Raw genomic sequence first — 24,099 nt, 5'->3', positions numbered from 1 at the left:
TATGAAAAAAATTATATTAATCTCTTTAATCACTGGTTTAACACTCCCTGCAGCATACTCAGCAAAGCTATCAGATTTTGACGGATATACCTCTGTAAAAATCATCTCAGGTAATAGTACAGTAAATGCAATACCAACAGATAGAACACAGTATGATCTTACATGTAACGAAATCCATGGTGATTTTAGTAATGGTCGTTTAAATCCAAACTCTTATGAAATTTGCCAACCTAGTAATGGTAATTATAGTGCTGTATTACCAATACAAGATGAATCTGGAGCAATGTGTTCAATTACACTTTCTCGCGCTGTTCACAAAATTGTATTAGGCTCAAAAGGCTGCCCAATGGCACAACAATATCAAGGTAGTGTTTATAGTGAAGGTAATGATGATAATAAAAGGTTAATCATCGATTTTTCAAAAGTGGATTCTTAAAAAGTCTTTATTAGACTTAAGATTTAATATTACTTACAATATCTAGATTTAATAGCTTCCAGAGCTTCTACATAAATAATATCCATCTCTTCTCTAGAACCAACACCACCACCAATTTCATAAAGCTTGCCATCTGCAACACCATAGATAGCTGCATGAACTGTAAACTCTAGACCTTTAGCCCAAGCATTTTTAACAACTGTAGTTTTACAAAGGTTTAAAGCTTGATGAAGAGCATTTAGCTCACACATCATATCAACTTTTTTCTTCATATATTCTTCTTCATTATCTTTCAAATAAGCTAGAGTTTCTTCAACAAACTTTTTATTTTGCTCTTTTACTTCACGGATAGAAGTCAACCAGTTATCAATTAGACCATAACTTTTATCTCTAACAACAGTCTCAACACCACCACAAGCATAGTGACCACAGATAATAATTTTTTTAACTTTCAAAACCTCTACTGCAAATTGCAACACAGATAAACAGTTTAAATCTGTAAGAGATACAACATTTGCTACATTACGGTGTACAAATACCTCACCAGGAATTAGACCACAAACTTGGTTAGCCGGTACACGACTATCAGAACAACCAATCCAAAGATATTCTGGAGATTGACCTTTCGATAATGTTTCAAAAAAATCAGGGTTTGTTCTTTTAATTTCTTCAGCCCACTCTCTGTTGCCTTTTATTAATTCAGCAATATTACTCATTTTAACTCCTCAATTTGTATGAACTACTTTTCATATATTATAATTCATATAATATCTTACTATAGCTAAATGAACAATACTTATCTGTATATAATTTATATTGTAACCTCTCCTTGTAAAGAGACATTAAAGGCATCTTTTATTTCTTGATGAGATATATTTGGCTGACTTAAGAGATAAAAAAGCTTACCAAGAGCTGCTTCATCAGTCATATCACGACCCGAAATAACTCCCGCTTCAGTTAGACCTCGTGCTGTCTTATAAGCATCCATTTTAACAGTACCATACAAACATTGAGTACAGTTAATCATAATCACACCTCGATCATTAGCTTTTTTTAGACTGCTAACAATATTTGGATCATTTGGAATATTTCCTGAGCCATAAGTTTTAAGTATTAATCCTTGTAAAGGCGGCTCTAACACAGCATCTAAAATATCACTATCCATACCTGGAAAAATTGTCAAAATAGCTATTTTTGGCACGCCTAATGTTTCTAACTTAGGTGTGTATTCACAAGACTCTCTTTGCCATAACCGAGTTTTTCTCAAATCTAGATCTATACCAACATAAGCTAGACTTGGATAATTTGGAGATATAAAAGCATCTAAGTCAGTTGCTGAAACCTTTGTAGTTCTATTACCACGGCGTAGCTTTTGATTAAAATATACACAAACTTCTTTTATATCATCACTACACGCAAATATTAAACTATTCATGATATTTGATATTGCATCTGATCTAATCTTTGAAATAGGAATTTGAGATCCTGTTACAATCACAGGTTTTTGGATTTCACCTAGCATAAAAGATAGTACAGATGCTGTATATGCTAAAGTATCTGTACCATGTAGAATTACAAAGCCATCATAATCTTGATAGTTCTTTGCAATATCCAAAGCTAAAGATATCCATCTTTTAGGATTAATATTTGATGAGTCTATAAGGTTTCTGTACTCTTTAATTTCAAACTCAGGCATATTATAAGCATGAAAATCTCTAGCCTGCTCAATAGCTTTGGTAAGATAACCTTCTTCAACATCATAGCCTTGCTCAGTACTAACCATTCCGATAGTACCACCAGTATATAAAACTAAAATCTTTTTATGACTAAGATTCTCCACTTTATTTCTCCATTAGTTCAGCAATAGCTTTATTTGCTAGCTCATCTGCTTTTTCATTGCCAGAATTTCCACTATGACCTTTTACCCAGCTCCATGTAACATTGTGTTTAGTTGTTAACTCATCTAGCTCTTGCCATAAGTCTTTATTTTTAACTTCTTTTTTTGCAGCTGTTTTCCAACCGTTAGCTTTCCAGTTCTTTAACCAAGCATTAATACCATTTTGCAAATATTTAGAATCTGTATATATTGTGATATCACATTTTCTTTTTAATACTTCGAGAGTTTTTATCGCTGCTAGAAGCTCCATACGATTGTTAGTCGTATCTTTTTCAGCTCCATAGATTTCTTTATCTACACCATTATAGCTAAGAATTGCACCCCAACCACCAATACCTGGATTACCTTTACATGCTCCATCAGTGTATGCAATTACATTACTTTTTTTCTTGAATATGCTCATATACTTCCCTACTAACACAGCCACCACTATATACTTTATTTTTAGCTGGCTTTTTGACTAATTCTTCAACATTAAGAACATTAGTCGTAAAAAAATTATCTTTTTTAAACACTACTACAAAGTTTTTACTTATTATTTTCTTAGTGATATTTACAACAAAATTATTTGTATAATTTATTAGATGTAGTTTTCTACTAAGAAAACCATTTGCTAAAAATTTAGACACAACTTTATAGAGTCTTACTTTTCCTGTAGAGGCAACAATAACCTCTCCATCATCCGCTAAACAGAAATGCAGCTGCTCAAGCAAACTCTTCATCTGTTTTGGACAATCAACCAAACTATCATCCAAAATTATCAGATCAAAAAACTTGTGTTCAAAAGGCCAAGCATCTATAGCAAATTTACAACCTACAGGATTTTCTTTTTGTAAATACCCAGAACATACAACCAACTTTAGAGCATTTATTTTACTAAAATACACTTGTTTTGAAGCTGATATAATAAGAGCTTTCTTATACCATCTTTGGCCAAGATATCTAATTATAATTCGCTCTTTATTCGTCATAATTTTTCCAACTTAATACCTAAACCTATACGTCATGTTTAATCTATTTCAATCTCATCATGGCTATAGACTTCATAAAGCTCTATACTTCAATTACTACTTGTAACCAAGTTTAAGATGACATTAATCTTATAGCTCAAAACTATTTGTTATTAACGAGCCCTCTCATTCTATCAAAATAATCTGGGCAAGTTTTACTAACTGCTTCTGCATTTGTCACAACAACACCATCATGCTTCAAACCTAAAAGTGCCAAAGACATTGCAATACGATGATCATTATGACTATCAACCTCTGCAGGTCTGAATTTACTTCTACTAGGAGATATCATAATACTATCTTCTGTAGTCTCAACGTAAATTCCCAACTTTGTAAGTCCTTCTGCCATCGCAGATACCCTATCAGATTCTTGACCTCTTGTATGTGTAAGCCCTGATATATACGTATCACCTTTAGCAAAACAAGCTATCGCAGCCAAAGTCATAAAAGTATCAGAAAAATTTCTCATATTTACTTCTATACCTTGTAATTCACTAGAGCCTGTAACTTGTATCCCATCATTAAAATACTCAACCTGACAACCTATTTTTTCAAGCACTTCTAAAAGCTTAATATCTCCTTGCTTTGAGTTTTTTGTGACATTCATCACTTTAATTGTTGATCCAGTAATAGCTGCAAATGCCCAAAAATATGAAGCAGTCGAAACATCTGGCTCTACTATATAGTTTTTAGGTGATATATATTCTGATTTTTTTGTAGTATAAATATTTTTATCAATATCAACATCAACTCCAAACTCTGCCATAACTTTTGTAGTCATATCAAGATATGGTTGCTTATGATCTGTAATAGAATTTAGTTTTAACCCATTTTGCATAAATGGTGCTGCCATTAACAAACCTGATGCAAACTGTGAGCTTTTTTTACCATCTACTTCAATACTACCACCATATAAAGAGTCTGCATGGATAGTTAAAGGCATTGCATAATTTTTTTCATGGTAAGAAGCTTCCATTCCCAAATTTTCAAGTGGCTTTAGCTGATCTGCAAGGGGTCTATCCATCATCCTTTGCTTAGCGTATACATAATACTTACCTGTAGCTTGTACAGCTAGCATTGGTATTATGAATCTAGTCAAAGTTCCTGACTCATTACAGAATATCTTAGCTTTAGAATTTGCAAAATTACCCGCACATCCGCCAATAACTAAAGTTTTTTTGTTTTGATTATGTTCAATATCACAACCTAACTCTTTTAATGCTGCAACACATGCTAGCACATCTGCACTATTAGGAAGATTTTCAAAACTGGTTTGCCCTTCTGCCATAGCTGCTATTATCAATGATCTATTAGCTATACTCTTAGAGCCATCAAGATAAACTTGCTGAGTTATTTTTGATTTTATTTTTGGTATAAAATCTTTCATCTATACTTTAATCCTTATACTTATACCTATACTTATACTTACATTTATACTAGCACATTATAGAAGTATACTAAGATCTAAAACGCCCAATTCCAAAAAATATTTACAATTAAACTTTTTAACATGGTATAGTTTTATTTATAGTTACTAATTAATTTAAAAATAACATGAAACATAAAGCTCTTAATATTATATTTTTAACTCTTGTAATAGCTTGTACATTTAAAACTGCATATTCTTATGAATTTATAATAAAAATGGATCCTGGCTATAGAGAAATTCATACATCAGATGCTTTGCATGATATATCTCTTAATACTGTAGTAGATAGACTTCCTACAGGCTCGACATTAAAAGGAGGAAGCCTACATAATGGAAAAGGAAATATTTGGCAAGGACATCATATGAATGAAAATAAAAAAGTTTTTGATGGCATTTTAACATACTTGCACACAGATAATGCTAACCTTGATAAGGTACACTGGGATAGAGCTAACTATCAGCTTAATATAACTGAAGTTGGTGGTGAAGGAGGTTTTGGTGAAAGAGGAAGTAAAACACATTTAGATTTAGATAGAGTAACCAGGGATGGTCAAAAAATTGATATCTGCGATGAAACTTTTCACAATACCGACTCCTTATCCTATGCTGGTATGGGTAATCTAACGATAGAATTTAAAGCTGAAGATCTTGATAACCCTCATATCCACATAACAAGAGTTCATAATGATGGTACAGTAGATGGAACTTGGAACCTGTGTGATAACAGATAAAACTAATTAGTCAACTTCTATTCTTAATAGCTTTTTTAAGTTTTGTCAAAGCCTCTTCTTCTATTTGACGCACTCTTTCAGCAGATATTTTATATTTGGCTGCTAGATCTTGTAAATTAACTTTTTTCTCAAGTAAATAACGTGACATAATAATGTCTTTAGTTCGCGTATCAAACCCAGATAAAACATCTTTGACAACTGCTTTAAAATTATCATAGTAGTCTTGTTGTACTATCTGATGCTCAACATTAGAAGATTTATCTTCAAGATATAAAGTCTGCTGATTAGTTTGTTCACCTTCATCATCTGTATATGGTAAATCAAGACTTGCATCACCTTGACACATTCTCTTTTCCATCTCTATTACAGTTTCTTCTTTAACATTTAGTTCTTCTGCTATCTGCTTTATATCTTCTGCATTTAGCCAGCCTATTTTGTCTTTACTACTTCTTAGATTAAAGAAAAGTTTTCGTTGAGCTTTTGTAGTTGCAACTTTTACAATCTTCCAATTTTTAAGTACGTAATCGTGCATTTCAGCTTTAATCCAATGGACTGCAAAAGACACTAGGCGTACACCTTGGTCAGGATCAAATTTACTTACAGCTTTCATCAAACCGATATTACCTTCTTGGATTAAATCAGCTATCGATAGTCCATAGCCAGAGAATCCACGAGCAATTTTAGTTACAAATCTTAAATGAGATAAAACTAACTGCTGAGCAGCATCTAAATCTTTTTTATATTTATAACGTTTAGCTAGATCTTGTTCTTCTTCTTGCGATAATATAGGAAGAGTATTAACAAAATTAAGATATGAATTTAGGTTATTATCTGAAACAACAGGTAAAGTTTTTGATTTTGTAGCAGGTAATAACTTTTTTTTAGCCATATGGCTCCTATGAAAGTTTGTATTAGTAATAATATGCTTGGCTTAACTGATTAATCTGTACTTGCTGCTGTTGTAAAGCGTGAGCAAACTCTTTTTGCATTTGCATCATCATTGTTTGTAGTTGCACTATTTTTTGATCTTGTAATTGGATATATTTAACTAACTTTTTCATAGATGCTTTTTTATGCATATATTTAGTATATTTTTCTTGAGCTTTCTTGAGCTGATCTAAGTTTACCCAACCAGTTTCACCATTAGTTTTATCAACCACTTCACACCAGCCGCTATCTTTGCAATAGAAGATATTATAGTTATCCTGATTATCAAGTGTGATTGTTGTTACAACATTTGATGTATCAATATCATTTGTATATACATCAACTAACTTATGTATTTTTTGGTGCTTCTGTTCTTTATTTATCTTATTTGACTGCTCTGGTGCTGTATCTTTTGACATTGCAATACCGCAACTTAAGCTAAAAACTACCACAGAAAGGGTTAAAATTATTTTTTTCATTATGACTCCTTCTTGATCTCCTAAGATAATTATACACTATCTTAATAGTGTCAGACTTAATAATATTTAATTATTAAAGGATTGGAGTATCTTCTTTACTTATTTGTTTAGGGAGTAAAGATTCTCTATTTAGACCTAAAGCTACAGCAAGAACACCTGCCACATAGATTGATGAGTAAGTACCTACTACGATACCAAGCATTAGTGCTAATGAGAAACCATGTACAGAGCTACCACCAAATAAGAATAAAACTACTACAACTAGCATAGTTAATCCAGATGTAAGAATAGTTCTAGATAAAGTATCATTAATACCTCTATTAACAACTTCTGATACACTTGCATTACGCATTTTGCGGAAGTTTTCTCTCACTCTATCATAGATAACAACAGTATCATTTAGAGAATAGCCAATAATAGCTAAGATAGCAGCTAATACTGTCAAATCAAACTCAATTTGGAATGCTGCAAATACACCCAAAATAACAATAGGGTCATGTAATAATGCAAGACAAGCACTAATACCAAACTTCATCTCAAATCTAGCGCTGATATAAATCAAAATACATACTAGTGCAATAATAATAGCTAATACGCCATTACTTGCTAGCTCTTTACCAACTTGTGGGCCAATATAGTTTACACTTTGTACTTTTGCATCGAGAGTACTTTGAACTTCTTCTTTCAACTGTTGTTGAGCACCTTCTAGACTTTTAGCCTTTGAGTTAACTTCATCTGGAGCAAACTTAATAAGAAAATTATTATTATCACCAAAAGTTGTAATACCTGTATGGTCATAACCAATTTTTTCAAGTTTCTTTGTCATATCTGCAGTATCAACAGCTTCTGTAGTTTGTAAATGAACTTGGTAACCACCTGTAAAGTCCAAACCTAGATTTAGACCTTTTGTAAATATAAAAAACAACGAAATTATAATCATCAAGAATGAAAATGCAGTCGTGTATTTTTTAATTCCTAAGAAATCTATCTGTGTTTTTTGTTTAAAAAATTCCATTATAAATCCAACCTAAAATTATATACCAATAGAGATTTTGTCTAGTTTCTTTCTTTTACCATAAACAAAATTTGTCATTGCTCTTGATACAGTAACTGCTGTAAACATAGAGGTTACAATACCAATCATCAAAGTAATCGCAAAACCTTTAACCACTCCACTTCCGACGAAGAACAATATCACCGCAACAATTAACGTCGTAATATTTGAATCCACGATTGTTGTAAATGCTTTTTCATAACCTACATGTATCGCACTTTGGCGTGGCATGCCAGATCTAATTTCTTCTCTAATTCTTTCAAAAATTAGAACATTGCCATCAATTGACATGCCTAAGTTTAATACAATACCTGCAATACCTGGTAGAGTTAGGGTAGCTCCTGGAATAATTGACATCACCGCAACAATAAGCACAAGGTTCATTATAAGAGCTATATTTGCAATAACACCAAATACTCTATAGTAAACTAGCATAAATACGATTACAGCAATTAAAGATACAACTATAGATAGCATACCCTTTTCAATATTATCTTTACCTAAGCTAGGTCCTATTTGTTGTTCTTGAACTATATGCACAGGAACTTGTAATGCACCAGACTTAATCATTAATGCTAAGTTGTTAGCTTCTTTTTGGTTAAGACCTGTAATTTGGAAATGTGAGCCAAGAGCTGATTGAATTGTAGCTGCATTTATTAATTTTTCAGTTTTATTAACTACATTCTTCTCTTTTCCATCTTTGTCTTTAACTTTATCATAAGTTGTATTTACAAGCATAACACCCATTGGATTACCAACATTTTTACTTGTAATTTTTCTAAAACTACTTGCCGCACTTCTACTTAGCTCAACCATCACAATTGGCGTACCTGTTTGACGATCTACCGATGGACTAGCTCCAATAATATCAGCACCACCAGCTACAGGATTTCCTTTTAAGCTATAATAACTCTGATAACCTCTTCCATTATCTAGCGGATAAACTTTATAGCCCTGCTCTTCTGTAGCTAATCTATCTGTAACAGGACTTACAAGATAGAAGCTTGCTGTAGATGTACCACCTAATATTTGCTTAGCCTGAGTAGCATCTTGCATACCTGGTATTTCAATAACTACACGATTATTACCTGCTTGAGCAACTGATGCTTCTGCTACACCTAGAGCGTTAATACGATTACGCATTACAGTTACAACTTGAGAAATAGCTCCTTGTCTAAGTTCCACAAGTCTCATCGTATTATATGCAATAAATACTGTATTATCTTTTTTAGTATAAACGATATTAGGATCTTGTTTCTTTTTAAAATCAGAATTCAAGTATTGAGTAAGTTTATTTAAATCTGCTGAACTATCTAATGTCACTGAAACAAAACCATTTTCGATATAGTCTTGTGGGGCATTCACATCAGATTTTTCTTCTGCTTTTGTAGAGCTTACTATATTAATACCATTTTCTTTAGCCGCATTTAATATAACACCAAGCGAATTATCAAGCTGTGCATTTATAGCCGTTTTTGTGTCAGCTTCTAACATCAGATACATACCACCGCGTAGATCTAAGCCCAAATTCATTGGGTTAGCTCCTACCGCAGACAACCAATTAGGAGAGTTAGAAAGCATATTCATAGCAATAATATAATTATTATCCAAACTTTCTTTTAGAGCTTTCTTTGCTTTAAGCTGTTCTTCAACATCTGTGAAAGTAATAGAAACATTACTTTTATCATCAGCTAAGCTTGCTCTTTGATAAGCTATATTATCTTTTGAAAGTGTTCTCTCTACTTTTGATAATAGCTGTACACTCACATCTCCATCTTTTTGAGATATTTGCAGTGCAGGACTCTTACCAAAAACATTTGGCAAAGCATAAAAAATTGCTAATGCCAATATCAACACAATTAAAAGGTTTTTCCACAAAGGAAACTGGTTTATAGGAAGACTTCTATTATTACTCATTGATATTCCTTTATTTAACTAAAAAGAAAAAGATTAAAAGATTTTCTAGAATGGCTTATTAAGCCTTAGTAGCACCTTTTGGTAAAATATTTGCAACAGCATTTCTTTGAACTTTGATAACTACATTTTCAGCAACTTCTAGATCAACAAAAGTTTCATCAATTTTTGCAATTTTACCAATCATACCACCATTAGTTACAACTTCATCACCTTTTGAAAGTTCAGAAAGCATTTTACGTAACTCTTTATTTTTCTTTTGCTGTGGTCTGATTAATAAGAACCAAAAGATTGCAAAAAATACCACTAACATAAGTATAGAGCTCATTGGGCTACCTGCAGCTTGCTCAGCACCTTCTGCAAATGAAGTTGACGCAAATAATACAATAGCCGATAGTGATAAAAGTAACTTTTTCATTTTTTCTCCTAGAAATTTTAGATTTTAACGTATGGATTTTACATTAGTAGTTAGAAATTATCAATCCAGCTAGAATAATAAAATTTATATCTCACTGCCAAAAGAATGTTTATTTTACTTTAGACATTATTTATTTATAAGTAGTTATGATTAATTTTTCATATCTAACTTAAATTTTAATTTTTTAGACATTAGAAAACTCTAAAAAATCTTAGATTACAATCTGCTTAATATACGTTTTACCATTTTTATACTTCGCTAAGAAATCTGTTTTATTTTTCCCAAGTGTTCCATCAAACCTATCTTCTCCTTCATGATTACTAGCAATACGATATTTTCCACTATCGAGATCTATCGAAATACCATTATAGCCAGTATCATCATTAAACTTGAAAGTTACATGGTAAGGTTGAGAAACAAACATTCCACAATTTGCTCTATCTAATTTAAAATCATATTCTTTATATATATCATAAGTAGGCGCGGGACCATATTTTAGGTTACTAGCATCAAGATTTAAGCAACCAGAATTATACTCAATAATATTATTCTGCAAAGAATATTCTGTCTGACTGTGTAATATAACTTTCCGACTTGATGCTTGGTTTTCTAAAGTAGAAATATCTTTTAACTGCTCTTGAGCCCCATTTTCATTTTGAACGGTATTAACTGATGCGTATAAGCTAACACTTATACCTAATGCTAAAATGACCATAATTATTATTTTTATATATTTCCCTTATGCAATTTTATAAATTAATAACGGTAAAACTATACCTCAATTTTAAAATATTAAAAACTATTTATTTTTTAAGATAATTAACATAGTAAATATATATATTAAGTATCATAAATTAAAATACTATAAATAAATTAAAGGGCTGTCCTAGATATATAATTGGAAAGCTAGGCTAATATTTATCAATTGCTTACCATTGTTCTATATAAATAAACAATAAATTACAGCAAGTATTTTTTGTGCTTTAGATACAAAAAAGCCCCATATTTCTATGAGGCTTTGTGTTGTTGCTTATCACGATAAGTCTTTTATTTGTAATAAGATGGCGACTACCTACTTTCACCTGGGCAATGCCAGACTATCATCGGCGTGTTGTAGTTTCACTTCTGAGTTCGGAATGGGATCAGGTGGTTCCTACAAGCTATCATCGCCAAAACTTTATGTTTTGGAATAAAAATATTTAACAATTCAGCATAGAAATAGACTTAAGTCTCTCGGATCATTAGTACTGGTAAGCTTCATACATTGCTGTACTTCCACACCCAGCCTATCAACGTCGTAGTCTCCAACGTTCCTTACTAGCTAAGCTAGAGAGATCTAATCTTGAAGGAGGCTTCACGCTTAGATGCTTTCAGCGTTTATCCCGTCCGAACGTAGCTACCCGGCAATGCTTCTGGCGAAACAACCGGAACACCAGTGGTTCGTTCACTCCGGTCCTCTCGTACTAGGAGCAACTCTTCTCAAATCTCTAACGCCCACGGCAGATAGGGACCGAACTGTCTCACGACGTTCTGAACCCAGCTCGCGTACCACTTTAAATGGCGAACAGCCATACCCTTGGGACCTGCTTCAGCCCCAGGATGTGATGAGCCGACATCGAGGTGCCAAACTCCTCCGTCGATATGAACTCTTGGGAGGAATCAGCCTGTTATCCCCGGAGTACCTTTTATCCGTTGAGCGATGGCCTTTCCATACAGGACCACCGGATCACTAAGACCTACTTTCGTACCTGCTCGAGCCGTCACTCTCGCAGTCAAGCGCACTTTTGCCTTTATACTCTTGGCACGATTTCCGACCGTACCGAGTGCACCTTCGTACTCCTCCGTTACTCTTTGGGAGGAGACCGCCCCAGTCAAACTACCCACCATACACTGTCCTCGAATCTCTCCTGAGTTAGAACTTCAAATATTCAAGGGTGGTATTTCAAGGACGACTCCACACAATCTAGCGATCGTGCTTCAAAGTCTCCCACCTATCCTACACATAAATATTCAAAGTCCAGTGCAAAGCTGTAGTAAAGGTTCACGGGGTCTTTCCGTCTAACCGCGGGTACACTGCATCTTCACAGCGATTTCAATTTCACTGAGTCTCTGGTGGAGACAGTGTGGCCGTCGTTACGCCATTCGTGCAGGTCGGAACTTACCCGACAAGGAATTTCGCTACCTTAGGACCGTTATAGTTACGGCCGCCGTTTACTGGGGCTTCGATCCAGAGCTTCGCTTGCGCTAACCCCTTCAATTAACCTTCCAGCACCGGGCAGGCGTCACACCCTATACTTCATCTTACGATTTAGCAGAGTGCTGTGTTTTTGATAAACAGTCGCAGCCACCTGGTATCTGCAACCCCCAACAGCTCAGAGAGCAAGTCTCTTCACCATCAAGGGCACACCTTCTTCCAAAGTTACGGTGTCATTTTGCCTAGTTCCTTCACCAGAGTTATCTCATAGCCTTAGTATTCTCTACTTACCCACCAGTGTCGGTTTAGAGTACGGTCGCTTATACAATATACTTAGAAGCTTTTCCTGGAAGCGTGGTATCAATAGCTTCGTCAAATAAAATTTGACTTCGTCTCGTATCTCAGATCAACAAGTTACCGGATTTGCCTAATAACTCTACCTACATACTTTCACCTGGACAACCATTCGCCAGGCCTACCTAACCTTCTCCGTCCCTCCTTCGTTCATATAAGCGGCACAGGAATATTAACCTGTTTCCCATCGACTTCACTCTTCAGCTACGCCTTAGGGGCCGGCTTACCCTACGTTGATTAACATTGCGTAGGAATCCTTGGGTTTTCGGCCAATAAGAATCTCACTTATTTTACGTTACTCATGTCAGCATTCGCACTTCTGATACCTCCAGCAAACTTCTCAATTCACCTTCATCGGCTTACAGAACGCTCCCCTACCAATATACTATATATATTCCGCAACTTCGGTGCATAGCTTAGCCCCGTTAAATCTTACGTGCAGGCCGACTCGACCAGTGAGCTATTACGCTTTCTTTAAAGGGTGGCTGCTTCTAAGCCAACCTCCTGGCTGTCTGGGCCTTCCCACTTCGTTTCCCACTTAGCTATGACTTGGGGACCTTAGTTGGCGGTCTGGGCTGTTTCCCTTTCCACTACGGACCTTAGCACCCGCAGTGTGTCTCCCGTGATTGAACTTGATCGTATTCTGAGTTTGCATCGAGTCAGTAAGGTCGTAAAACCCCCATCGTCGAAACAGTGCTTTACCCCAATCAGTTATACACGAGGCACTACCTAAATAGTTTTCGGGGAGAACCAGCTATCTCCGTGCTTGATTAGCCTTTCACTCCGATCCACAGCTCATCCCATAATTTTGCAACATTATTGGGTTCGGTCCTCCAGTTGGTATTACCCAACCTTCAACCTGGCCATGGATAGATCGCGCCGGTTTCGGGTCTACTCCTAGCGACTAGTCGCCCTATTAAAACTCGCTTTCGCTACGGATCCCTTATTCAGTTATCCTCGCCACTAAAAGTAACTCGCTGACCCATTATACAAAAGGTACGCAGTCACATGACTAAATCATGCTCCTACTGCTTGTATGCAAGCGGTTTCAGATTCTATTTCACTCCCTTTATAAGGGTTCTTTTCACCTTTCCCTCACGGTACTAGTTCACTATCGGTCATTCAGTAGTATTTAGCCTTGGAGGATGGTCCCCCCATATTCAGACAAGGTTCCACGTGCCCCGTCCTACTTGTTCGTATGCTTAGTTCCACATGGTATATTTCGTATACGGGACTATCACCCTCTATCGTCAAGCTTCCCAACTTGTTCTACTATATATCATGCTAAATCATACCAGGCTCTTCCCACTTCGCTCGCCGCTACTATGGGAATCTCAATTGATTTCTTTTCCTAAGGGTACTTAGATGTTTCAGTTCCCCTCGTTCGCTCTACACTCTATATCGAGTGAGTACCTAACTGATGCTAGGTGGGTTCCCCCATTCGGAAATCTCCGGATCAAAGCTTATTTACCAGCTAACCGAAGCTTATCGCAGATTATCACGTCCTTCATCGCCTCTGAATGCCAAGGCATCCACCGCTTGCACTTATTTTCTTAAGTCTATTTCTATACTAAATTGTTAAATATCTCTATCTTCATGCAAATAAAATATGGTGGAGCCAAGCGGGATCGAACCGCTGACCCCCTGCGTGCAAAGCAGGTGCTCTCCCAGCTGAGCTATGGCCCCAAAAAAACTGGTGGGTCTGAGTAGACTCGAACTACCGACCTCACCCTTATCAGGGGTGCGCTCTAACCAACTGAGCTACAGACCCGTATTCTATTTACACTAAAATATATTATCTACAAACACTAAGTTAAATCACTTGAAATCAATAGCTAAAGCTTATTCTTTTTTTCGTATTTCCGTTAAGGAGGTGATCCAGCCGCAGGTTCCCCTACGGCTACCTTGTTACGACTTCACCCCAGTCATGAATCACTCCGTGGTAAACGCCCATTCGTTAAGCTATCTACTTCTGGAGCAACCCACTCCCATGGTGTGACGGGCGGTGTGTACAAGACCCGGGAACGTATTCACCGCAGTATTCTGACCTGCGATTACTAGCGATTCCGACTTCATGCAGTCGAGTTGCAGACTGCAATCCGGACTAAGAGTACCTTTCTGAGTTTCGCTCCAGCTCGCACCTTCGCAGCCCTCTGTAATACCCATTGTAGCACGTGTGTAGCCCTGGTCGTAAGGGCCATGATGACTTGACGTCGTCCCCACCTTCCTCCGCCTTGTCAGCGGCAGTCTCAATAGAGTACCCAACTTAATGATGGTAACTATCAATAGGGGTTGCGCTCGTTGCGGGACTTAACCCAACATTTCACAACACGAGCTGACGACAGCCGTGCAGCACCTGTCACTGCGTTCCCGAAGGCACCAATCTATCTCTAGAAAGTTCGCAGGATGTCAAGACCAGGTAAGGTTCTTCGCGTTGCATCGAATTAAACCACATGCTCCACCGCTTGTGCGGGTCCCCGTCAATTCCTTTGAGTTTTAGCCTTGCGGCCGTAGTCCCCAGGCGGAGTACTTAACGCGTTAGCTGCGCCACTAGATCCTTTACACCGAATCCAACAGCTAGTACTCATCGTTTACAGCGTGGACTACCAGGGTATCTAATCCTGTTTGATCCCCACGCTTTCGTCCCTCAGTGTCAGTATCGGTCCAGAATGTTGCCTTCGCCATTGGTGTTCCTTCTGATCTCTACGCATTTCACCGCTACACCAGAAATTCCCCATTCCTCTACCATACTCTAGTTTGCCAGTATCAAATGCAGTTCCAAGGTTGAGCCCTGGGCTTTCACATCTGACTTAACAAACCACCTACAGACCCTTTACGCCCAGTAATTCCGATTAACGCTCGGACCCCCCGTATTACCGCGGCTGCTGGCACGGAGTTAGCCGGTCCTTATTCTTTGGGTAACGTCCTTCTCATGAGCTATTAACTCATAAGCTTTCCTCCCCAACTAAAGTGCTTTACAACCCTAGAGCCTTCTTCACACACATGGCATTGCTGGATCAGGGTTTCCCCCATTGTCCAATATTCCCCACTGCTGCCTCCCGTAGGAGTTTGGGCCGTGTCTCAGTCCCAATGTGGCTGATCATCCTCTCAAATCAGCTATAGATCGTAGCCTTGGTAGGCCTTTACCCCACCAACAAGCTAATCCAACGCAGGCTCATCCATCTGCGGCAGCACAAAGGCCACCTTTAATCCGCAGATATTATGCGGTATTAACAGTCGTTTCCAACTGGTATCCCCCACAGATGGGCAGATTCCTACGCGTTACTCACCCGTCCGCCACTCGTCAGCTAGAAGCAAGCTTCTACTGTTACCGTTCGACTTGCATGTGTTAAGCATGCCACCAGCGTTCAATCTGAGCCAGGATCAAACTCTTCAGTTTAATTCTCAAATTCTGACTCTAACTACTGATACTCAAATTCTTTAACAAAGTGTTTGTATATAATATATCTATTAAATATCTAAGACCTGAAAACTACTCCCTGTCTAGCTTCCCACTGGATCACTCCCAGCCGGTGAAGACATATAATACGCATACACTTACCCAATTGCAAGTACTTTCTGTAAAAAATTACACTTTTTTATAGGTTTTTTGCTTCAAGCCTATTTTATACCTAAAATTCACCCTTTTCTTAATACTAATATAAAAATTATTAATTATAGATTTGGGATTTACACAGTTTCTACAAATTCAATAACTATTAAACTTTTTATACAAATTATAAATATAACAATACTGCTTACTAATTTTTAACAAGACCTACTATTTTCACCCACTTATAAAAGCTTAATTTTCATAATATCATTTGCACCAACTTATAAAAGCAGTTTGATTAAACACGCTAAATGAATAGTCTTAAAGACGGAGGAAATATGAACAACAAAAAGAAACTTTTATCTATGATTACACTTGCATTAATGGGATCATCTGGTTTTGCAGCTGACTGTGTACTGGATGAGACTAAGGATGGATGGACTGGAACTGTTAAGTTTCATTGTAATAAAGATACTGATCTTCTAGAAAATCCTATTAGTTTTAAAGTATCTAATAATGTAGAAGCAGGAAGCATCTGGGGATTACCAGGTAAGTCAACAGTTTCTAAAAATAGAGATACAGTATCGGTCACAGTTGAAAAATGGTGGCCTCAAGGCGAAGGATATATATTACCTGCGGGTCAATCTACTACCATATCTTTCTCACCTACAAATGTTTCTGTCTATGATTCTAATTACGCACCTGAATTCAGTATTGAAAACTTCAATGTTGGTGGTGGTTCAGCTCAAGAACAAGGAACAGTAACCGTAACTTTACCATCTAAGCCTAGCTTTATAACTGATAGCTCCACTTTAGCAAATGTTCTTATATATAAAGGCGACACAAAAGTTGGTCAAATTAATGATGCGGCTTGGGGATCTACAGTTAATCTAAGTGTCCCCACTGGCGCTTTAACAGTATCAGTCCCTGCAATTGATGGGGGCGCTGGTTCAGCATCTCCAGCTAACTTGACTCTTGCTCAAGGAGAAACAGCATCTGTTGAAATAAGCTATGAAACTCCAGCTCCTGCTGAAGTTGGTAGTATCAACCTTTCTGCTAGCACTTCTGATGCACCAGAACAAAATCCAGCTTATATAATTAAAAATAGTAGTGGTATAGTTGTTGCCCAAGGAACAATTAACTTTAATAGCCCTATTACTATTAGTGATCTTCAAGCTACTGAAAGTGGTACGAAATACACTATTAGTGTAGATGGCTACTCTAAAGATGGATATAAGTATGAAGCAGCGCCTGTAACAACTACTGTAACTAAATTTAATTCTACTGATGTTAATCTAACATTTGAAAAAGAAGCAATTCCTACAGAAAATGTAAATATCAAAGTTTCTGGATTAGCAACTGATAATGCAAAAGATATAACACTTACACTAGCTAATGAAAATGGTGAAAAGCAAGAAGTCACTTTAAATAGTAATAAAGACTATAATACAGCAGTTCCTAAAGATGGTTCTACATGGACTGTAACAGCTACATCTGTATCAGGATATACTGTAAATGTATCTCCTAGTACATTCACAGCTAATGAAAATAGTCAAAATATAGAAGTTACTTTTAAACAACAATCTCAAATAGAATCTAATGGTAATACAATAGGCTATTGGGAAAACTGGAAAGGCGCGCAACAAGCTCCTGCCGGAACATCTAATAGTGAAGCAGAATACTATAGTGTTGATGTAGCTCCATATTCTCATGTATTCTACTCATTCTTGACACTAGCAAAATCACCAAACCCGGATAATCCTTCTAACTCATATTGGGATGGTAGCGCAATTTACGAATCTATGACTGCTGGTGATGTACTTGAATTTATGAAAGTATATCCTGCTGGAACTGCAGATTGGGAACGTAAGGATAACTGGATGAGACAAAGAGTGGATGGCCTAATAGAAGCTGTACACAACAATAATGCTAAATTTATCTGGGCAATAGGTGGCTGGTCTGATATTCAGCAAACTATTAGAGAAGATCAAATTGATACATTTGTTAAAATGGTAGTTGATCTGCTTAAAAAGTCCGGGGACGGTGTTGATTTTGACTGGGAACACTTAAGCCAACTTGCTAATGGTAATGTAAACCCAAATAAAGATCAACAGCTTGCAACGCTCGCTAAGACATTATTAAAACTACGTACAGCTCTTGATGCAGCAGGTATGCAAGATAAAGAAATCGGTTATACAACTAGATTTAATGCATTCATGGCTGATAGTAGTAAATATGGATTTGCAGGATTTAACTCTGATGGGGAAGGCTTAGCAATCGATAATTGGTTAAAAGCTCATGGTAGCTCTCTAGATGAAGTAGTTGATCATGTAAATATAATGGCTTATGATGTTGGCCCTAGCTATATGCCAAATGGACAAACTTGGAATATGAATGTATACAAAGACGTTTTAGACACATTTAGCTCTCGTGTTAATAAGGCTAAAGTGAACCTTGGTTTTGAGCCAGGTGGCCAAGCTGCTGGTGGTCTTTGGGAAGGTATGGATGTTAGTAAACAAGCTATTAATTATTTAGCTAGCAATAGCTATGGTGGTAGCATGTTCTGGGCAATTAACCAAACTCCATATATCACTTCTGACAATACTGGCTTAAATTCTGATGTTCTTGCTAAATATACTCAAGAACAATATGATTCTGAATAATATAAAATCTTAACAACTCCTTTCTCTTTTAGTTCACTAAAAAAGGGTTATATTGTTCGGAATCATATTTATTTTCTCTACACCTATCAATTATTGATATACCCTATCAATTTCTGATAATTTTCTACTTCTTATTTCATGATATCTTTATCTCGCAAAATAAAACTTGGCTGTTTTTAAAACAAGATTAAGCTTTATTTATCAACCTCATAATAAAGAGTATTTACTGTAAAACTTATTTGATTTGCTTTTTTTTATGGGCATATAATTAATTTGTAGGCCAATAACCTGCGTTTATTAAAAAACTGTAAGGAGATGACTCTTATGAACAGAAAAATAAAAATGCTTTCGTTTGTTACTCTAGCTCTTATGGGATCAACAGCTTTTGCTGACTGTACTCTAGATGAAGCTAAGGATGGATGGACAGGGTCTTTAAGGTTTCAATGTGATGAAAATACTGATTTACTCAAAAACCCTATCAGCTTTGAACTAACTAACGGTGTTCAAGCGGGAAGTATATGGGGATTACCAGGTAAAACATCTGTTATTAAAAACGGTAATAAAGTATCAGTAACTGTTGAAAAATGGTGGCCTGAAGGAGAAGGCTATGTATTACCAGCTGGACAATCTACAGTATTATCATTCTCCCCAACGAATGTTGTTACTTACGATGCTAATTACGCACCAGATTTTGAGGTGAAAAACTTTAGTGTTGGAGAAGGAGAGGTTCAAGAAAAAGCTACTGTTGCTATCAAACTTCCTGAAAAACCAAGTTTTATCACAGACCAGTCTCTACCAGATGTTGTCATATACAATAGTAGTGATGTCAAAATCTCAGAAATAACTGATGCTGCTTGGGGCTCTGCTATAAATGCAGAAGTTCCTGCTGGAGATATTAAAATAGTTGTCCCAGCTATAAATGGTGCTAATGGTACTGCCTCTCCTACAGCATTCTCTATAGCCAAAGGTGAAACTAAAAATATACAAATAAACTATGAGCAACCTGCTCCTGCTGAAGAGGGCTCTATTGAACTATCAGCACGTATCGATGCGGATACAACTAAAAAACCTACTTATACTGTAAAAGATTCTAATGGAAAGATAATTACACAAGGTATGCTTAACTTTAGCAATCCGGTTACAATCAATAATCTGCCAGCAACAGATGGCGGTACTAAATATACTATTTCAGTAGGAGAATTTTCTGAAAATGGTACTATTTATAAAGCAGAACCTATCACAGTAACTGTGACTAAATTCAATACAAGCAAAGCAAACTTAGTATTTGAAAAACAAGCAATTCCAACCCAAGATGTAAATGTAAAAGTTAATGGTCTCCCTGACCAACAAACAGCAACTCTTACTTTGACTAGTAGTAATGGTGATAAACAAGAGCTTACTCTTGATAAAAATGATAACTATAGTATTAGCATACCAAAAGATGATGCTACTTGGACTGTAACAACTACTTCTATATCTGGATATAGAGTAACAACATCTCCTAGCTCATTCACAGCTAACCAAGATAGTCAAAATATCAGTGTTGCATTTGAGCAACAAGCTCCTATCGAAGCTGGTAAAAAAGTAGTGGGATATTGGGCAAACTGGAAAGGTGCATTACAAGCACCTGCCGGAACTAGCAATACACAATCGAACTACTATACTAATGATGTTGCGCCATACACACATGTATTGTATTCATTCTTAACACTAGATCCTAACCCAAACCCTGACAGCCCTGCTGATAAAGAGTGGAATGGCACTGCTGTTTATGAATCTATGACAAGACATAATGTTCTAGATGTAATGAAACAATATCCAGATGGTACTCCTGCATATCAACGCACAGATAATTGGATGAGATCACGAATTGATGCACTTATTGATTCTACCCACAAAAACAATAGTAAGTTCATCTGGGCGCTAGGTGGTTGGTCTGACCTACAACAAACTATCAGCCCTGCTCAAGTAGATGAATTAGTAAATCAATTAGTTGATCTACTAAAAGTATCAGGTGATGGTATTGATTTTGATTGGGAGCACATTAACCAACTTGCAAATGGTCAACCTAATCCAAATGCAAAAGAAGAGCAAGCGGTATTAGCAGAAACAATGCTTAAATTACGCCAAAAACTAGATGCTGAAGGCATGCAAGATAAGCAAATCGGTTATACTACTAGATTTAATGCTTTCATGGCTGACAGCAGTAAATATGGCTTCCCTGGCTTTAACTCAGATGGTGAAGGTTTAGCTATAGATGATTGGTTAAGAGCTCATGGTAGTTCATTAAATAAAGTAGTGAACTGGGTAAATATCATGGCTTATGATGTTGGTCCTAGCTATATGCCAAATGGACAAACTTGGAATATGAATGTATACAAAGATGTTTTAAACACATTCAGCTCAAGAGTTGATCCTAATTTAGTTATATTAGGCTTTGAACCTGGATACCAAGCTGCTGGTGGTGTTTGGGAAGGTATGGAAGTTAGCAAACAAGCTATCAACTACCTTGCAGGTGAAAACTATGGCGGTAGTATGTTCTGGGCTATAAACTTAGAAAACCCAGCTTCTGATGGTTCTAAACTTGGCCTAAACTCAGATATACTAGCAGATTACTCTCGAGATAAATTTGATCTAGAATAATAACTAGGCTTTTTCTTCATACTTTTCTTCCTCTTTTTTTAATTAAATAGTTTCCAAATATAAATATTCTTATATATATTATATATCTATTAAACAATTTGTTTTAGAAACATCAAGGGAGCTTTTAATGAATAAAAATTTTTATAATAACGTAAACAATAAAATTCAAGAAATTAAAGATGCAGGGACATATAAAAGTGAAAGAGTAATCTCTACACCTCAGGAACCTGTAATCAATTTAGAAAACGGCGATACTCTTATTAATTTCTGTGCTAATAATTATCTAGGATTTGCCAACAATCCAGAAATCGTCAAATATGCTAAAAATCATATTGAAGAATGTGGTTATGGTATGGCATCTGTAAGATTTATTTGTGGAACAAATAGCGTTCACAAACAACTAGAGAAAGAATTATCTGACTTTTTCGAATTTGAAGACACTATTTTATACCCCTCTTGTTTTGATGCAAATGCTGGTTTATTTGAAACGCTTCTTACAAAAGAGGATGCTATTATTAGTGATTCACTAAATCATGCAAGTATTATTGATGGTGTTAGACTTTGTAAAGCTATGAGATTCAGATATAACAACAATGATATGCAAGATCTTGAAGCAAAGCTTATAGAAGCAGATAATGCTGGAGCTAGATTTAAAATGATTGCAACAGATGGTGTCTTCTCAATGGATGGTATTATTGCTAATTTGAAAGCTGTATGTGATCTAGCAGATAAATATAATGCTATTGTAATGGTTGATGACTCCCATGCTTCTGGTTTTGTTGGCAAAAATGGTAAAGGTTCAATCGAACACTGTGATGTAATGGGTCGTGTAGATATTTTAACTGGCACACTTGGTAAAGGGCTAGGTGGTGCTTCTGGTGGCTATATTTGTGCGAAAAAAGAAGTTGTAGACTTACTTAAAAATCTATCTAGACCATATCTCTTCTCAAATTCTCTAGCACCAATTATTGCAAAAACATCATTAAAAGCTCTTGAAATCACTAGAAATTCTAACGAATTAAGAGATCAGCTACAAGCAAACCAACAGAGGTTCAGATCTAAAATGACTGAAGCTGGTTTTGATCTAATACCAGGTGAGCACCCTATTATTCCAGTTATGATTTATGATGAGAAAAAAGCTGCTGAATTTGCAGAAAAATTACTAGATTATGGAATTTATGTAATAGCTTTCTCATACCCTGTTGTACCAAAAGGTAAAGCTCGTATTAGAACTCAAATGTCTGCTGCTCATACTTTTGAACAAATTGATAAAGCTGTAGAGGGTTTTACAAAAGCTGGTAAAGAATTAGGTATTATCTAATAGCAATAGGACTAAAAATAATGAAAGCACTATCTAAATTAAAAAAAGAACCTGGTATTTGGATGATTGATGATGCTCCTATGCCAGAATATGGACATAATGATGTACTAATCAAAATTAGAAAAACAGCAATATGTGGTACAGATCTACATATCTATAACTGGGATAAATGGTCACAAGAAACGATCCCTGTACCTATGATAGTTGGACATGAGTTTATTGGCGAAGTTGCTGCTATGGGAGATGCTGTCAGAGGTCTTGAGATAGGAGATAGAGTTTCTGGCGAAGGTCATTTAGTATGTGGTCAATGCCGTAACTGTAGAGCTGGTAAACGCCACCTTTGTAGAGAAACAGTTGGTGTTGGTGTAAATGTTCAAGGTGCATTTGCTGAATACCTAGTAATGCCTGCATCAAATGTTTTTAAAGTCCCTGATACTATTACAGATGAAATCGCAAGTATATTTGATCCTCTAGGAAATGCTGTACATACTGCACTTTCATTTAACCTAACAGGTGAAGATGTCTTAATTACTGGCGCAGGACCTATTGGCCTGATGGCTATAAAAATTGCCAGATTCTGTGGGGCTAGAAGAATTGTTGTAACAGATGTCAATGAATACCGTCTAAAGAAAGCTAAAGACTTCGGTGCAACTTTTGTACTAAATGTTGCTCCATATAAAACACAGAATGAACTTGTTAAAGAAATGCGTAAGGTTATGTCTGGCATAGGTATGACAGAAGGTTTTGATGTTGGTCTAGAAATGTCAGGCATCAATTCCGCTATATCAATGATGCTGGATGTAATGAATCATGGTGGCAAATTATCTCTACTAGGGATATCAGGTAGTGACGTATCTGTTGATTGGGGTGCTATACTATTCAAAGGCTTAATTTTAAAAGGTATTTATGGCAGAGAGATGTTTGAAACATGGTATCTAATGTCAAGTATGATTCAAGCTGGTATGGATATGACTCCAGTAATCACCCATAGGCTATCTATAGATGATTATAAAGAAGGCTTTGAAATTATGAAAAGTGGTAAATGTGGTAAAGTAATATTAGACTGGAATAGTTAA

General features: G+C 36.2%; 17 protein-coding genes, 2 tRNA genes and 3 rRNA genes. 6 read left to right on the top strand and 16 right to left on the bottom strand.

Annotated features, from left to right (window positions below):
- Position 1: 1 nt before the first annotated feature.
- Positions 2-436, top strand: a complete 435-nt coding sequence (locus QI37_RS09610; RefSeq protein ID WP_040010574.1) for a hypothetical protein — start codon at positions 2-4, stop codon at positions 434-436.
- 29 nt (positions 437-465) lie between these two features.
- Here the strand turns inward: QI37_RS09610 and QI37_RS09605 are convergent, their stop codons facing one another.
- From QI37_RS09605 to aroA, 5 genes are all read right to left on the bottom strand, one after another.
- Positions 466-1,152 carry a carbonic anhydrase gene (locus QI37_RS09605; RefSeq protein ID WP_040010573.1) on the bottom strand — a complete coding sequence of 229 codons (687 nt, stop codon included), beginning with the start codon at positions 1,150-1,152 and terminating at the stop codon, positions 466-468.
- A gap of 95 nt (positions 1,153-1,247) precedes the next feature.
- Complete coding sequence (ansA, locus tag QI37_RS09600; RefSeq protein ID WP_235261413.1) at positions 1,248-2,219, bottom strand: asparaginase; 972 nt, start codon at positions 2,217-2,219, stop codon at positions 1,248-1,250.
- A 58-nt stretch (positions 2,220-2,277) separates the two neighbouring features.
- Positions 2,278-2,736, bottom strand: a complete 459-nt coding sequence (gene rnhA, locus QI37_RS09595; RefSeq protein WP_040010571.1) for a ribonuclease HI — start codon at positions 2,734-2,736, stop codon at positions 2,278-2,280.
- On the bottom strand, positions 2,711-3,304 hold the full coding sequence (locus QI37_RS09590) for a hypothetical protein (protein ID WP_040010570.1): 594 nt from the start codon (positions 3,302-3,304) through the stop codon (positions 2,711-2,713). Before QI37_RS09590 ends, rnhA begins: the two co-directional genes overlap by 26 nt.
- Before the next feature lie 142 nt (positions 3,305-3,446).
- On the bottom strand, positions 3,447-4,730 hold the full coding sequence (gene aroA, locus QI37_RS09585; protein ID WP_040010569.1) for a 3-phosphoshikimate 1-carboxyvinyltransferase: 1,284 nt from the start codon (positions 4,728-4,730) through the stop codon (positions 3,447-3,449).
- Between the two features lie 167 nt (positions 4,731-4,897).
- On the opposite strand from aroA, the gene QI37_RS09580 reads away from it, so the two are divergent.
- On the top strand, positions 4,898-5,503 hold the full coding sequence (locus QI37_RS09580) for a hypothetical protein (RefSeq protein ID WP_040010568.1): 606 nt from the start codon (positions 4,898-4,900) through the stop codon (positions 5,501-5,503).
- A 10-nt stretch (positions 5,504-5,513) separates the two neighbouring features.
- Here QI37_RS09580 and rpoH read toward each other — a convergent pair whose 3' ends face one another.
- From rpoH to QI37_RS09525, 11 genes are all read right to left on the bottom strand, one after another.
- A complete protein-coding gene (gene rpoH, locus QI37_RS09575; RefSeq protein WP_040010567.1) occupies positions 5,514-6,392 on the bottom strand; it encodes an RNA polymerase sigma factor RpoH in 879 nt (292 codons plus the stop codon).
- Positions 6,393-6,414: 22 nt separating this feature from the next.
- On the bottom strand, positions 6,415-6,909 hold the full coding sequence (locus QI37_RS09570) for a hypothetical protein (protein WP_040010566.1): 495 nt from the start codon (positions 6,907-6,909) through the stop codon (positions 6,415-6,417).
- A gap of 73 nt (positions 6,910-6,982) precedes the next feature.
- Complete coding sequence (secF, locus tag QI37_RS09565; protein ID WP_040010565.1) at positions 6,983-7,924, bottom strand: protein translocase subunit SecF; 942 nt, start codon at positions 7,922-7,924, stop codon at positions 6,983-6,985.
- An 18-nt stretch (positions 7,925-7,942) separates the two neighbouring features.
- Entirely contained in the window at positions 7,943-9,880 is a 1,938-nt protein-coding gene (gene secD, locus QI37_RS09560) for a protein translocase subunit SecD (protein ID WP_040010564.1), read from the bottom strand.
- A 58-nt stretch (positions 9,881-9,938) separates the two neighbouring features.
- On the bottom strand, positions 9,939-10,295 hold the full coding sequence (yajC, locus tag QI37_RS09555) for a preprotein translocase subunit YajC (protein ID WP_040010563.1): 357 nt from the start codon (positions 10,293-10,295) through the stop codon (positions 9,939-9,941).
- Positions 10,296-10,506: 211 nt separating this feature from the next.
- On the bottom strand, positions 10,507-11,010 hold the full coding sequence (locus QI37_RS09550; RefSeq protein ID WP_040010562.1) for a hypothetical protein: 504 nt from the start codon (positions 11,008-11,010) through the stop codon (positions 10,507-10,509).
- A gap of 344 nt (positions 11,011-11,354) precedes the next feature.
- A 5S ribosomal RNA gene (gene rrf / locus QI37_RS09545) occupies positions 11,355-11,469 on the bottom strand.
- Between the two features lie 46 nt (positions 11,470-11,515).
- Positions 11,516-14,402: ribosomal RNA gene (locus QI37_RS09540) — 23S ribosomal RNA — on the bottom strand.
- Between the two features lie 51 nt (positions 14,403-14,453).
- Positions 14,454-14,529 (bottom strand) — tRNA-Ala (locus QI37_RS09535).
- An 8-nt stretch (positions 14,530-14,537) separates the two neighbouring features.
- Positions 14,538-14,614 (bottom strand) — tRNA-Ile (locus tag QI37_RS09530).
- A 95-nt stretch (positions 14,615-14,709) separates the two neighbouring features.
- Positions 14,710-16,243: ribosomal RNA gene (locus tag QI37_RS09525) — 16S ribosomal RNA — on the bottom strand.
- The 16S, 23S and 5S rRNA genes sit together here with 2 tRNA genes alongside, the layout of an rRNA operon.
- A gap of 491 nt (positions 16,244-16,734) precedes the next feature.
- On the opposite strand from QI37_RS09525, the gene QI37_RS09520 reads away from it, so the two are divergent.
- The 4 genes from QI37_RS09520 (at position 16,735) to tdh (ending at position 24,099) form a co-directional block, all read left to right on the top strand.
- Positions 16,735-19,059, top strand: coding sequence for a hypothetical protein (locus QI37_RS09520; RefSeq protein WP_144242733.1), 2,325 nt, complete (start codon positions 16,735-16,737; stop codon positions 19,057-19,059).
- 324 nt (positions 19,060-19,383) lie between these two features.
- On the top strand, positions 19,384-21,702 hold the full coding sequence (locus tag QI37_RS09515) for a glycosyl hydrolase family 18 protein (protein ID WP_040010561.1): 2,319 nt from the start codon (positions 19,384-19,386) through the stop codon (positions 21,700-21,702).
- 127 nt (positions 21,703-21,829) lie between these two features.
- Positions 21,830-23,023 (top strand): glycine C-acetyltransferase, encoded by a 1,194-nt coding sequence (locus QI37_RS09510; protein ID WP_040010560.1) that lies wholly within the window; start codon positions 21,830-21,832, stop codon positions 23,021-23,023.
- A gap of 20 nt (positions 23,024-23,043) precedes the next feature.
- Positions 23,044-24,099: an L-threonine 3-dehydrogenase gene (gene tdh, locus QI37_RS09505; RefSeq protein ID WP_040010559.1), complete on the top strand. Its 1,056-nt coding sequence runs from the start codon at positions 23,044-23,046 to the stop codon at positions 24,097-24,099.

It is taken from the genome of Candidatus Francisella endociliophora (assembly GCF_000764555.1).
Taxonomy (GTDB): Bacteria; Pseudomonadota; Gammaproteobacteria; order Francisellales; family Francisellaceae; genus Francisella; species Francisella endociliophora.
This window is presented reverse-complemented; position numbering and strand designations above follow the sequence as displayed.